This is a genomic window from Christensenella hongkongensis, from assembly GCF_000981035.1.
GTDB classification, from domain to species: Bacteria; Bacillota; Clostridia; order Christensenellales; family Christensenellaceae; genus Christensenella; species Christensenella hongkongensis.
In genome coordinates this window covers 84,536-97,311 of sequence record NZ_LAYJ01000115.1, presented here as the reverse complement: position 1 = coordinate 97,311, position 12,776 = coordinate 84,536, and the positions used below count along the sequence as shown (strand labels likewise).

Here is a 12,776-nt window from a genome sequence, read left to right as displayed (position 1 = left end):
GGGAATTTCCCTTTACATAAAAATATGCGGCAGGCCCGGAGTGGTGGAACACTCCGGGACCATGCTATCGGGTGAGACACCACCCTCAAGACATCCCCCGCAGGGGAACCGCAAGAATATTATATCATTCTGCGAGGATGTTACGCAATGTGATTTTACATGCACGAGGGAATTTGGCGTAAGCCAATCACCCCGTGCATTTTTTTATCAGGGAAATTCCCAACCATTTTAAAGGTGGTTGGGAATTTGAACAATTTTTTAATATCAAAGGGAACACTTCAAAAGCATGAACACAATCGAGAGTTTTTCCAGTTTTTTTCCGATTTAAATCAACTTGGAAAAGGGTGCGATGAATTCTATGATTATGTTAACTACATTATATGCGAAACAAATACCCTCGAAATCAATCATTCCGTAAATGCAGGTTTCCAGGCGGGCGTGCATTTGCATTTAATTTGTCAGGCTATTATAGACGAAAATTATCATATCGCTAATCGCCCCGACCTGTGCGCCAGAGCGGATGAAATATTCGATGTTTACAACCAATTTGAAGACAGGCTGACTCGTATCAATTATTTGTTTGTACACCTGAGCGATATGTTTTACGCAATAGAAGCTAAAAAATATATGTCGGATCAGAAAAAAGAAATTGCGGCACTATTTGAGACGGATACATATAAAAAAAAGGCAATCAGTTTGAAAAGCTGCATAGGGGAAACAAAATTTGAAATCCTGTTAAATAAACTACTGGATTTTTTTTATGTGATTCCGAGTTCGGACGGACATCGTCAGGGATTTAACAATGAACTTCTATATTCCCTATCCTATTGCGATGAAAGCAGCGGCAAAACTGTAATGCAGCTTTGGCTTGCTCATAGTGATTTACAGTAAAACCAGAAAAATTTAGCTCAAATAACAATTCGCGTAAGGAGAGCCAGTATTCGCGTAATTTCCTTAAATTGTGAAAATTTTATTCGATAAAGATTATAGAAGTATATAGATATGCGTTCAATGACAAAGCAAGGAGGCAAAATTATGTCAAACGTAAGCAGTATACCCTCAAGCGCTGCGGCCTATTATGCAGCATACTATTCTTATAAACCGCGGCAAACTCAGAACCTTGAACTTGTTGTTGGTAAAACTACAGAAGTCCTGTCGTTTAAAGGAAACGATACTTTCATGGATGTGGAACTAGCCGATTTCGACCAAGTTGAACGCATGGATGGCGTTGAATTTGTTGTCCCGGAAGGATTTGATAGTTTTCAGGACTACCTCGCCGACTGGAGCGAAAAGTATGGGTCAAAATTGCCGGATCCCTGGGAATCCGATCCGCCAGAATATAATTTTTATCGTTCATGGTCAGGATGGAATCTGATGGGAGGGCCTTGGCTCGACGAATCCACCAATTTTTTTGAGGCTGACAGTGGATCACGCTTTTTAGATGAAACTTTTTCATTCTTCCGGTTGCCGGGCGATTCTGACACATATTGGGACAGTTGGAGGACCTATCAGGATCAAGTACATGAGGCATGGCTTGAATATGACCAACAAGTCAAGGATGGAAAGGGAACCGGCTTTGAGAACCTGACGAAAACGATCACGATACAAGGTGTGGATATGACGCTCAATGATTTGGTGAAAACACACAAAATATTCAACGAGGCGATCAGGAAAATTGGTGGAAATGAGGGTGTCCCTTATGAAAATGCCGCGAAATTAGGACTAGCGGCGGCAACCGTAAAGGCTTTGGCCAAAAAAGAATTCTCGCCGGAAATGGCGGATAAGGTTGTTGCGCTGTATGAAAATCGTGTTCAAATATATTATTACGAACAAGATAGATCGCGAAGAAACTTATTCGATTTCACCTCACCTAAGTCATCAGATTCTTTGGATCATTACTATTCAGAGATGAATTCCGAGTTGAGTGATCCCAATTCGTTTATCGCGGATATTTACCATCGGTTCTCGAATATCGACATGGACGGGGATTATTGGAACAGCTTCCAAAAAGAAGCAGACTGGTACTTGGAAAAGAGAGAGAAGCTTCTTTCCACCTTTTATGGATACAGCGGTAACCGGCTTGCAAACAGTATGAACAGGATCGAAGGAACGCTCAACAAGATCAGGAACGCTTTCCAATAGCATTAGAACGGCAAATTGAAAGGAACCGGTTCAATCGAACCGGTTCCTTTTTGATGACAGTCTACATATAGTGGTTAAACAGATATTCCGCGGAGATAAGCCTGCTGCGATACTCCAACATCCGTCGCACCAGTCACAGAAATCGTGACTATATCGTATGTATGACGGTATACCGATCCGCTCGCAGAGTAAGCTCCAAAGGCGGGTGGGCATTCGTCTAAAGTAATATTAAAACCACCATTAGCTCCAACTGAATCTTCTACTACTCTACGGCCAAGATTTTCATTTGCTTTATCAATCCATGTTTGGTTATAGAAAGTCATTTTAATAGGTGTCCCCGATTGACAAAGATTTCCAAAAGCGTCTTTCGCCGTTCCTTCTACAGTAAGCCATGAAGAAGTATCAATACAGTACGCATAGCCTAACGTTGGCCAAGTAACAAAACCGTTCGCGCCAGTCGGGTCTTTGGGGGTACTCAGGGCCGTGATTGTGATTGACGTCGCGGCTGCTTTTGCTGTAACGAGGTCAAAGCTGATTTTATACCTGTGCCAATCGAAATTACTGCGGTTGGCCGGTTTAACTTGTACATAATAAGCAGCCTTGGATGTGTCAGGCGTGAATCTGTAGGTCGAGCCTGAAGTTGGTTGCACAACTTTCATTCGGTTGCTGCCGATGTGTTGATATACCGTAACCTTATCGCTGGATAATGTTGCATTCGTAGTAGGATCAACTACCTTGATATTTGCATCTGCATATTCATAAGCATTTCCAACCGTAGCGTCGAGTGCAAACCAATCTACGTCAGCAGGCGAATTCAGAATTACGCCGCTAGCAGAATTACCATATTTTAACGTTCCCGCAGGAGATGCGGGATTTTGGTCTTCTTCGCCTTGATTATAATTACCGCTTGCATCAATAGAGAAGTAGACAGTATAGCGGTCAAGTGATCCGCTGCCTTTTTTTGCATGGACGAGAATACAATAGCTCTTTGTTTCAGATGATGTGTTAATATAGTCTGTCCCCTCGTCAACTGTTTGTGGAGTTGTATCATCTGTATAGGTTGCCATTTGAGATACTGTCAAAATTGTGCCAACCGTATTATCCGGGTTGACTTCCGCAATATACAGGTCATAATCCAAAAGATTGTTTGACGGACATTCTAACCCTGCCTGCAAGATTTGGTTCGGACCAAGCTTCATCACACCATAAGGCTGAATCGTTCCTTCGGTTGAGATGCTATCCGTGATCGTGTCATAATATGCGCCATAAGTACCGCTCCGCAAATACGGATTTAACACTTGATCCAATTCTTCATAGGCGCCTTGATCAACCTTGGACTGGACTTCTGAAATTCGCTCATCAACATCGGAAGAAGCTCCCGGCAACTCAGAAATATCCATTTCCTCTGTCTCGCCAACGACCAATTCCTCTTGACCGGGATCAACGTCCAGAATCGGAATCGTCACGGTTTCCCCGGCAGGGAGCTCGGATTCGTCAGGCACGGGCTCAGAAGCATCCGGGGCAGCCTCAGTGATTTCTGGTGCGGGTTCAGAAGCATCCGGTGTGGTCTCCGCAACTTCCGCGCCCTCTGCGAGTGCTACTGACGCTAATGATAGACATAGCAATACGACGAGTACCAACGAGATCAGTTTAACAACTTTTTTCATCTTTTTTCTCTCCTTTGTAAAGATTTATTTGTGAATCAAATAAACTACTTTTTCAATTTCTGAGGGACTTTTGGTTCGTAGATTGCCCCTTTACACCAGCAGATACTCAAAATTTCTGACAGCGTGTAAAGAGATTTTGTTGTGTTTTTTACAATGGCTTCTTTTAGACTTTTGTTGTTTTTAGTCATGTTCGCCACCTCCTTTAAACCGAAAATAGCACATATTTTTAATGAAAAGTGTATTTTTACGCCAATCATTGCTCTGCTTACGCGAAATAATTTAAGAAAAAATGCTTAATTACGATAACTATTATAGAAGATATTTTATTAAACGATATGCGGGTAATTTAGTATGAGTGCTGGTTGGCTTGTCTGGGAAATACTCATGAGCTTTGTTGAAAGCGGTATGGGGGTATACTTTCGCAACAAATGTTTAGGGTATCAGCAAAACAAAAAAACGTTCGTGTATATTGGTTATTTTTTAATGGCCTCAATCGTTTGTTTGATCAACTATTTGGGATTTGATCTTGCGTGGATTGTTATTATTTCCCTTGGAATGGACATTGCCTATACTGTTGTTTTATACAAAGGATCATACCCGCAGAGGATAGCGATAGGCTTCCTCGTTACTGCGGTTTCCTGGATCAGCGACCTTATATGCTTTATTATTCTGCAAACGATGGGAATTTCAGACATATCGAGCGCATTGCAGCCGGGAGAAGTCCGGCTTGCAAGTTCTATTTTCTACATTATCGTCGTTATTATTCTTTTCTTTCTTATGGCAAATTTCAAAAAATCATCCGTGTCTTTACCGGCGTATATATATCTTATATTTATTGCGTTTATGATTCTTTCGGCGACTGCGATGGCATATGGAATACGGCTCTTTTATGAAGATGTCGATGAACGAAACTTGCTCGAAACTTTTCGCTTTGTTGCCATCGCAATTTTAGGTGTGATTTTAGGGATCATATTTGCATTTGACCGTTTAGGGAAGGAAATCAGAAAAAATATGATTTATGAAAAGGAACGTGAGCAATACTTTCTAGAAGAAAATTATTATAGCAAATTGGAAGAAACGATGTCTACGCTCCGTATGTGGAAACATGACAATCATAATCATCTGTTAGCTCTCCAGGGTTACATGCAAAAAGAGGAATATGACGAAGCCAATTCCTTTATAGACGATCTGATGGATGGATTGGAGCAGAGCACAATCGGATTTGGCGAATCGGGACTTACGGCTTTGGACGCTGTTATTTATAATAAGTATCTGATTGCGCAAAAAGATGGTGTAACTCCAAAGATTTCATTAGAAGGTTTAAACGGTCTTCCTATTGACACAATATCCTTTGTTTCGCTTGTTGGAAATCTACTGGATAATTCACTGGAAGCATGCCGAAGAATCGAAGATAAATTAGAAGCATACATTTTTTTGCGGATCGTGCGAGACGGCGGCATGTTGTATATAAAAAGCAAAAACAGTTCTGACGGAGTTTACAGAAAGGATAAAAATGGGAACCTTCTATCCACCAAAGGAGGCCGAAAAGGCTATGGCTTGACCAGGATATTTCAAACAGTAATTCAGGCAGGGGGTTTTGTAGAAACAAAAGCAGAAGACACACATTTTGAGATTAATATTTCTATTCCGTTTTATCTTGAACGAAGGTGATCATATGGATATTAATGTCGCAATACTAGAAGATGATGCTGTCCTGAACGATACACTGAAAGATTTGATATATGAATGGGGCGTAAGGAACAATTCTGTGGTTTTTGTGCATCAGTTTTTTGCCGCGGAAGCTTTCTATTACAGGCTTGACGATTTGTTTTTCGACGGGATTTTCATTGATATTCAATTGCCGCATGAAGAAAATGGTATGCAGATTGCATCTAAAATCAGGAAAAATAACCGAATGATCCCCATAGCTTTTGTTACTGGTTATCCTGAATACGCACTTCGAGGGTATGATGTTGGCGCGATCAAATATATTGTCAAACCGGCTCAATATGGCGATGTTGAATCGTGTATGGAGAAAATGCGTTCTTATGCTATGACAAAACAGGACGATTGTCTTGTAATTTATGAAAAAGGGCGTTTGACTAATATTCCTTTTCACAGCATTTACTACTTTTCGTCCAATTCCCATTATATTGACGTCCATACAACCGCGGCAGTAGTAAGTTACTACAAGCGTATGAGTGACTTGGAAAAAGAATTACCTGATTATTTTAAAAGGTGTCACAGGTCGATCATCGTCAATATTCACTTTATATATTTGTGTTCAAATAAAGGAATTGTTCTAAGGGATCAAAAAGCTTCAAGGCTGCCAGTAAGTCAGAAATATGCGCCTGAAATTATGCGCACATTGATCAATAAAATATAGGTGGAAATAAATGGAAAAATTGGCGCTGAAAATAGCAAGATGGCTTGGACAAAATGGCGGGAATGAAGATGATATAGAGGTATATGCCTATGGGATTGAAGTCGTATTAAATTACATTTTGACATTTGGATTACTGACAATACTTTCCATTATTTTTGATGTGTTGGCTGTTACGCTCGTATGGATGGGCTTTTGGGTAAGCCTTCGTTATGCCGCAGGCGGCGGACATGCTTCAACGCAGCTTAGATGCTTTTTGCTTACGATGTTAACAGGGATCATAAGTGTTTTGGTTATTGTCTTACTGAATCATTTTTTCATACCCTATTTTTTATTGGCAGGGCTTGTTTTTAGCAATATTATCGTTTTTGTTTTGGCTCCAGTTATTAATACAAACAATCCAATCCCAATCTCAAAACGTAATTCTGTTAAAAAAACTGCAAGAATTATCATTGTGATTGAAAGCATACTTGTTATACTCTTTTTTATCGTACCTGTATTAAGGCAGTATTCATACGCCGGAACCGTTTCGATGATTGGTGTAACCACGCTTTCTTTAATAGGTTATTTTCAAAATAAGAATAGTCGGTCAAAATGACTTTCACTGTCTAAATTTCACAATTTCTATAAATAATTTTATATTTCGTGTATATACGCACATATCTCGCGCTATTTTAGTTTTTATGCCTCAATTATATGATATTTTATTCTTGGCTCTTAATTGAGGAATATACGAGCGCTATCAAAGGGATGCAGAGCAAAGATAAGACCATATTGCTTGCGATGGGGAGATTGTTTAATATCTACCCGGCAAGCAAGGCGGCGAAGGAGACGGCTCGAAGCCAAAATAGAAACGGGAAATAGGTGCAGCGATGGAACAAAAAGAAAGACGATACAAAGATTTGGTTTTTTTGGCAGTCATTATAGTTTTCCTCTTTCGCCTGAGTATCTTGGCGCTGCGTTGGATATGGATCAGCGATGCAGGGCTTTCGCTCGGTGATCTCGTCATCGTGATAGGCCGGGATGGCTTGCAAATCAAGCTAATTCTCAAAGATAAAATTTTGGTTTATGCAATATCTGTAATTTATCCATTTGATAGGATAAGAGGTGTGAAATAGGGCTGACCGTATACAGAAGCCTTGATTTCTTAAAAAAATAAATTTAGCTCCTTACACCTTTGCATCAAATTATTGCAAAGGTGTTTTTTCTGCACTCATTTTTAGGTGTAGGTCGCCGCCAACCTCCGTTTTGAAGTTGATTTTCAACTCTCGCTCAAAACGGAGGTTACCATGAAAAAAATAAATCTAAAACAGTATTACCCACTTCTCCACGAACAGGACATGTGGATTGAAGTTTCTGATGCGATTGCATATGTGTTGGATGAATTATATCGCGCAGAAGCATCCCATTATTCAAGGATACGGTATCACAAAGCGTATTATTCCCTTGATCGGGCAGACGGACTTGAGAACGCAGCATTATTCTTATTTCCCTCACCGGAAGATCAGCTTATACAGAAACTGGATCGCAATCGTCTGTACGCTGCAATTTTAAGATTGCCGGAAAAACAGGCGCATCGGTTGTATGCACATTACTTTTTAGGCTTAAGCATCAAACAAATTGCAAAGCAAGAGGGGGTAACGCATTCAGCAGTTTCACTTTCATTGAAAAAAGCAAAAAAAAATCTGAAAACTTTTTTGCTGAAAGGGCTAACATATTGATTGTTTTTTCTCTTGGTTTATGAAGGGAGGTTTTTATCTCCCTGCACCTTGAAAAACAGCCGTTCAGTAAAATGAACGGCTCATAACCAATAGCTTGAATACGTTAACTGTATCACGAGCGAAGCAGGGGACACGCCAGGACTACCTGCGCCGAACGGCGTCAAAAGGATCGTATCCAAGGTACGAGCGATAAATGTTGCTTCTGTAATCTCCCCTTGGCAATGGGGAAACGCGATAACTGATACAGCCTATAATGATACTCCCGCATAGTCGAGGTTCATTCCCAGAGTGCGGTTCGGTGAAATGGATGGTGGAATTCCAGTGATGATCTTTGCCAGGATCAGTTCAAGCTATTGCCCGTTCGCTATGGGGAGTAGTGTCGAATAATAGCGTTTGAAATATATGAAAAGAGAGCAGCGGCTATGTAACAAAACAGTTGATCAATAATGCCGCTGCTCTTTTTAAGTTTATTGATTACGAACGTGCAAAATTATATTCATCAAAATTGGCACATCTTTTACGAGGATGTTAACATAAAATTGTAGCCTTTCCATAGCACGTATGTAATCGAAAGGAAGGCATAATGGATGCAAAAAAAATGGAGGGAAAAGATTTTTTCATTTATTTACGAAAAAAAGATACGATTGAGACTTTTGATTATGTTACAGGATATAAAATTATTTTAACTTTTAACCATAAAAAAGGGTGTGCAGAACTCTTTAAAAAAGAATTGAAATCGGCTATAGCTGATTTGAAATAATGCGTAAGAAGGTTGCCAAACATGAAAAAAAGAGTATGGTGTTTATACCGTGTATCAACAAAAAAACAAACGGATACGAAAAATGACATACCACGTCAAAAACGTAAATGTCATAGCTTTATTGACGGTAAACCTGACTGGATTTTAACAAATGAATTATATGAAAAAGGTGTCAGTGGATATAAGAAAACATCTGAAAATAGAGATGTAATTCAACAGATAAAAAAGGCAGCTATAAGTTGCGATTTCGATGTTCTTCTTGTATATATGTTTGACAGACTTGGCAGACGTGATTATGATACGCCTCAAATTGTAGAGTGGTTTATTGAGCATAACATTGAAGTTTGGTCTGTAGAAGAGGGGCAACAAAAAATCGAATCGCATGCTGATAGATTGATTACGCATATACGGTTTTGGCAAGCGGAAGGTGAAAGCATAAAGTTAAGCCAAAGAGTGTCAAATGCCCATGAACAAATGGCACGGGATGGATTGTTTCGTGGGGGTAAAGCATCATATGGATTTAAGTTGGTTTATTCTGGGGTGATTGACAAAAAAGGCAGAGCATTAAAGAAAAGAATTATTGATAAGGAAGAAGCTCCGGTTTTAGAATATATGTATGACTTAGCTGCGGATTATGGATATGGGAGAAACATTATAGCACATTTGCTTAACGAAAAAGGGATTCCTTCCAGAAATGGCGGAAAATGGATACCGAGTACTGTTGCATATATTTTACAAAATCCTGCAAATATGGGCTACCCAGCTTATGGTAAAACAACACAAAAAAAAGGAACGACGAAAATTAACAAAGAAGCAGATTGGATTTTGCCGGAGAAAAAACTTGAAGATCTTGCTATCATACTTGAAGAGAAGTGGTATCGTGCACAAGAAAAAAGAACGGCAAGAAAAGAAGGAATTGCCTGTCATGAAACTCTACATATGATTTCTCCAGGCCCCTTATTATTTGTCGGAATGATTTATTGTGGACACTGTGGAGCCTCGCTTACCACATTTTATAACTATAAATACAATGAATTAAAATCAATTAAATATGTATATCCCAAATATAGATGTACTAGCCATGTTGGAAAAACTAGGCCTTGTGATGGTCAGATGGTCTACTCGGGGAAAAATATTGACGAAACGGTACTGAGACAAGTTTATGTTTATCTCAGCAGTTTTCTGAAATGTGAAGCTTTTGGAAAAAATAACCACGGCGAAACAAAGAAAGAGAAATTAATAAGACAAGTTAAAGAAATTCAAGAAAAAATCCAAGAGAGTGAAGAAGAATATAATGCGTTACTTCAAGAAGTGGCTAAAAGTTTAATTGGAAAAAGTGGGTTCACCACGAATGTGCTGTCTGATTTAGTAAATGAAAAAAAGGATAAAATCGAAGAGTTAAAGGAAGAAGAAACCGCAATTTTATCACAGATAAAAAGAGTTAGAGAGCGAGTTACTGATTCAAGAACAATAAAAGAAATTATTGACACATGGGAAACAGGATTTTTAAAAATTGAGACGGATAGAAAAAAATCAATTTTGAGACATCTCATAAATAGAATTGACGTCTATCGAGACAAAGTGAAAATAGATTTTAACACAACAATAGAGGAGTTTATGACTGAAATTGAGATATATATGGATGAAACGACTGAACTCAAGATGGAGAAAAGTGCATTATAATGCTAAAATTGGTGTGTGGTAGTTAAATGATAGTGATGGTTAGAGTATCTCGTTGACATCGAGGGGGTCGCTGGTTCGAGTCCAGTCAGTCCCACCAACATAGGAAGGTCAAAGCCAAGGAATGGTTTCGGCCTTTTTTAATAGCAAAAAATCCTTTCTTTATTATATTAATCATGAGATAAAAAATTTGCCTTGATATCATTTTAAGATTTGAATGATTGAAAAAAATATTACGCTGAGATATACTTATTAAGCTGACATTATTGATGTATGTGCAACTGCAGGAAACGGAGTAAATATGTTTGAATTAATGGATGATATATCAGAGCTCGTATATGTTGCCGATCCGGAAAATTTTGATTTATTATATATAAATAATACAGGCCGGGAAAATTTTGGCCTGAAGGAGGATTTTGCGGGAATTAAATGCTATCAGGCATTGCAGGGCAGGACGGAGCCGTGCCCGTTTTGCACCAATTCAAAACTGAGCGCGGGTGAAATTTATACATGGGAATTTACAAATCCTCTTACCAAAAATCATTATCTTTTAAAGGACCGGTTGATTGACTGGGATGGAAAAATGGTCAGGCTGGAGGTTGCGTTTGATATTACGGAAAAAGAGAACGAAAAGCTTGAACTGACCAATGCTCTGGGTGCTGAAAAAATGATCATGGAATGTGTACGCTATCTCTATCGTGAAGACGAGCTGGATAAGGCAATTCCGCGGGCGCTTAAGACATTGGGAGAATACCTTGCGGCAGACCGTGCATATATTTTTGAGATCAGGGATAGCACGATGTATAATACGTATGAATGGTGTTCGGTCGGCATAGAGCCGCAGATTCAAAATTTGCAGGGTATCGATATTTTACTGATTGATCGCTGGAAGCCTTATTTTAACCGTCATGAATGCGTGATTATTGAAAATCTGGAAAAGATCAGGGATGAATCGCCGGGAGAGTATGAAGTGCTTAATATGCAGGGCATTAAGAGCCTTGTTGCGGCTCCTCTTGAAATCGGCGGCAAACTGAGCGGGTATATTGGCGTAGACAATCCTCCTGTCGACAAGATTAAAAATATATCGTCGCTGTTGCAGACGCTTCGTTATTTCCTGATGATGACTATCAGCAGAATCAACGATCAAAAAATGCTTGTAAAGCTCAGTTATTACGACACGCTGACGCAGCTTCATAACCGTAACCGATACGTGAAGGATATTGATCGGCTTTCAAAGGGAGATCAGCCAGTGGGCGTAGTGTATCTCGATATCAATGGATTAAAAGATATCAACGATCAGTACGGGCATGAATTTGGTGATGGAATTTTAGCTGAATGCGCCCAAAAGGCGAGAACAATTTTTGGACGGGAGCATTGCTATCGGATTGGCGGCGATGAATTTGTAATCATCAGGGAAGGCCTTACGGAAGAACAGTTTAAAGCGCTGACCATGGAACTGAAGCATGAATTTGAACGCGATCCGCGTTGCAGAGCCGCAATAGGTTATCAATGGACAGCGGAACCTGAGGACATCCAGCAGATCATTTCAACTGCGGACGCGCAAATGTATGAAGATAAAAAGCGTTTTTATCATCAAAACAGGGCTTCTAAACGTTATCGTCATAAAAATGACGACATATTGGACTTGGCAACGCCAGACAAGCTCAAGGAGGAGCTGGATGGAAATAAGTTCCTCGTTTACCTCCAGCCAAAGGTATCCACCGCAGACAGGTCTGTGATCGGTGCGGAAGCCCTGGTACGATATCGTGGAAAGAAAAATGTTACTTTGCCACCGGGACAATTTTTACCGCTGCTCGAGGATACAAGGCTGATCAGCGGAGTTGATTATTTCGTCTGTGACTTCGTCTGCGGCAAGCTGAAGGAATGGATTGATCAGGGAAATGATCCGTATCCTGTGTCTGTTAATTTTTCCAGGTATACGCTTGCGGAGCCGGGGTTTATTGAACGCCTTCTTCGCACCACTGAAAAATATGACCTGCCTAAACGTTATCTTGGCATTGAGATTACAGAAACGGTGGAGCTTTTGGATGAAGTGGATACAAAGGAGCTCATCAAAAAATTGCGTCAAGCAGGATTTAACGTGTATATTGATGATTTTGGTACGCATTACGCAAACCTGTCGCTTCTTTCCGGAATTGATTTCGATGTCCTTAAAATTGATAAAAGTCTTGTAGACGATATTGCGAATAACATTAAGACGCGTTCGTTGGTTGGATCGCTTGCAGAATTATGTAAAAAGATGAAGATCAATACGATTGCAGAGGGAATAGAGACGGAAGAGCAATTTAAGCTGATCAAAGAGCTTGGCGTAAACGAAGCCCAGGGTTTTCTGTTCAGCAAGCCCATACCGCTCGAGGACTTTGAAAAGATGTATTTAAAACTGTTTCAGGATAAATAAAAAA

At 39.8% G+C, this 12,776-nt stretch carries 13 protein-coding genes; 11 read left to right on the top strand and 2 right to left on the bottom strand.

Translation table 11 applies throughout. The features are described from left to right. The first annotated feature begins 159 nt into the window (after positions 1-159). On the top strand, positions 160-891 hold the full coding sequence (locus CHK_RS12480; RefSeq protein WP_160295666.1) for a hypothetical protein: 732 nt from the start codon (positions 160-162) through the stop codon (positions 889-891). A gap of 144 nt (positions 892-1,035) precedes the next feature. Next, on the top strand, positions 1,036-2,142 hold the full coding sequence (locus CHK_RS12475) for a hypothetical protein (protein WP_046444401.1): 1,107 nt from the start codon (positions 1,036-1,038) through the stop codon (positions 2,140-2,142). Between the two features lie 74 nt (positions 2,143-2,216). Here the strand turns inward: CHK_RS12475 and CHK_RS12470 are convergent, their stop codons facing one another. Together CHK_RS12470 and CHK_RS16695 are read right to left on the bottom strand one after the other, a co-directional pair. Further along, complete coding sequence (locus tag CHK_RS12470) at positions 2,217-3,809, bottom strand: hypothetical protein (protein WP_046444400.1); 1,593 nt, start codon at positions 3,807-3,809, stop codon at positions 2,217-2,219. Between the two features lie 44 nt (positions 3,810-3,853). Beyond that, on the bottom strand, positions 3,854-3,997 hold the full coding sequence (locus CHK_RS16695) for a hypothetical protein (protein ID WP_160295665.1): 144 nt from the start codon (positions 3,995-3,997) through the stop codon (positions 3,854-3,856). Between the two features lie 163 nt (positions 3,998-4,160). On the opposite strand from CHK_RS16695, the gene CHK_RS12465 reads away from it, so the two are divergent. The 9 genes from CHK_RS12465 to CHK_RS12435 all read left to right on the top strand — a co-directional run bounded on the left by CHK_RS12465 (position 4,161) and on the right by CHK_RS12435 (position 12,772). Further along, entirely contained in the window at positions 4,161-5,480 is a 1,320-nt protein-coding gene (locus CHK_RS12465; protein WP_082103549.1) for a sensor histidine kinase, read from the top strand. Then, complete coding sequence (locus CHK_RS12460) at positions 5,467-6,195, top strand: LytR/AlgR family response regulator transcription factor (protein WP_160295664.1); 729 nt, start codon at positions 5,467-5,469, stop codon at positions 6,193-6,195. Before CHK_RS12465 ends, CHK_RS12460 begins: the two co-directional genes overlap by 14 nt. Positions 6,196-6,205: 10 nt before the next feature. After that, entirely contained in the window at positions 6,206-6,790 is a 585-nt protein-coding gene (locus CHK_RS15820; RefSeq protein ID WP_052740572.1) for an accessory gene regulator ArgB-like protein, read from the top strand. A 98-nt stretch (positions 6,791-6,888) separates the two neighbouring features. After that, on the top strand, positions 6,889-7,056 hold the full coding sequence (locus CHK_RS16690) for a hypothetical protein (protein WP_160295662.1): 168 nt from the start codon (positions 6,889-6,891) through the stop codon (positions 7,054-7,056). 8 nt (positions 7,057-7,064) lie between these two features. Continuing rightward, the gene (locus CHK_RS12450) at positions 7,065-7,310 is read left to right on the top strand and encodes a hypothetical protein (RefSeq protein WP_046444397.1); all 246 of its coding nucleotides are present in this window, start codon (positions 7,065-7,067) and stop codon (positions 7,308-7,310) included. Positions 7,311-7,481: 171 nt separating this feature from the next. Continuing rightward, on the top strand, positions 7,482-7,913 hold the full coding sequence (locus tag CHK_RS12445; RefSeq protein WP_046444396.1) for a sigma-70 family RNA polymerase sigma factor: 432 nt from the start codon (positions 7,482-7,484) through the stop codon (positions 7,911-7,913). Between the two features lie 583 nt (positions 7,914-8,496). Continuing rightward, entirely contained in the window at positions 8,497-8,673 is a 177-nt protein-coding gene (locus CHK_RS16685; protein WP_160295661.1) for a hypothetical protein, read from the top strand. Between the two features lie 21 nt (positions 8,674-8,694). After that, a complete protein-coding gene (locus CHK_RS15815) occupies positions 8,695-10,356 on the top strand; it encodes a recombinase family protein (protein ID WP_052740571.1) in 1,662 nt (553 codons plus the stop codon). 298 nt (positions 10,357-10,654) lie between these two features. Then, the gene (locus CHK_RS12435) at positions 10,655-12,772 is read left to right on the top strand and encodes a sensor domain-containing phosphodiesterase (protein WP_046444395.1); all 2,118 of its coding nucleotides are present in this window, start codon (positions 10,655-10,657) and stop codon (positions 12,770-12,772) included. The last annotated feature ends 4 nt before the right edge of the window (positions 12,773-12,776 follow it).

What these genes read in the sequence shown, in the direction of transcription:
- CHK_RS12475 (WP_046444401.1), top strand. Translation starts at nt 1,036, where the DNA reads ATGTCAAACGTAAGCAGTATACCCTCAAGCGCTGCGGCCTATTATGCA.
- CHK_RS15815 (WP_052740571.1), top strand. Translation starts at nt 8,695, where the DNA reads ATGAAAAAAAGAGTATGGTGTTTATACCGTGTATCAACAAAAAAACAA.
- CHK_RS16695 (WP_160295665.1), bottom strand. Translation starts at nt 3,997, where the DNA reads ATGACTAAAAACAACAAAAGTCTAAAAGAAGCCATTGTAAAAAACACA.
- CHK_RS12435 (WP_046444395.1), top strand. Translation starts at nt 10,655, where the DNA reads ATGTTTGAATTAATGGATGATATATCAGAGCTCGTATATGTTGCCGAT.
- CHK_RS16685 (WP_160295661.1), top strand. Translation starts at nt 8,497, where the DNA reads ATGGATGCAAAAAAAATGGAGGGAAAAGATTTTTTCATTTATTTACGA.
- CHK_RS12465 (WP_082103549.1), top strand. Translation starts at nt 4,161, where the DNA reads ATGAGTGCTGGTTGGCTTGTCTGGGAAATACTCATGAGCTTTGTTGAA.
- CHK_RS12450 (WP_046444397.1), top strand. Translation starts at nt 7,065, where the DNA reads ATGGAACAAAAAGAAAGACGATACAAAGATTTGGTTTTTTTGGCAGTC.
- CHK_RS16690 (WP_160295662.1), top strand. Translation starts at nt 6,889, where the DNA reads ATGATATTTTATTCTTGGCTCTTAATTGAGGAATATACGAGCGCTATC.
- CHK_RS12445 (WP_046444396.1), top strand. Translation starts at nt 7,482, where the DNA reads ATGAAAAAAATAAATCTAAAACAGTATTACCCACTTCTCCACGAACAG.
- CHK_RS15820 (WP_052740572.1), top strand. Translation starts at nt 6,206, where the DNA reads ATGGAAAAATTGGCGCTGAAAATAGCAAGATGGCTTGGACAAAATGGC.
- CHK_RS12480 (WP_160295666.1), top strand. Translation starts at nt 160, where the DNA reads ATGCACGAGGGAATTTGGCGTAAGCCAATCACCCCGTGCATTTTTTTA.
- CHK_RS12470 (WP_046444400.1), bottom strand. Translation starts at nt 3,809, where the DNA reads ATGAAAAAAGTTGTTAAACTGATCTCGTTGGTACTCGTCGTATTGCTA.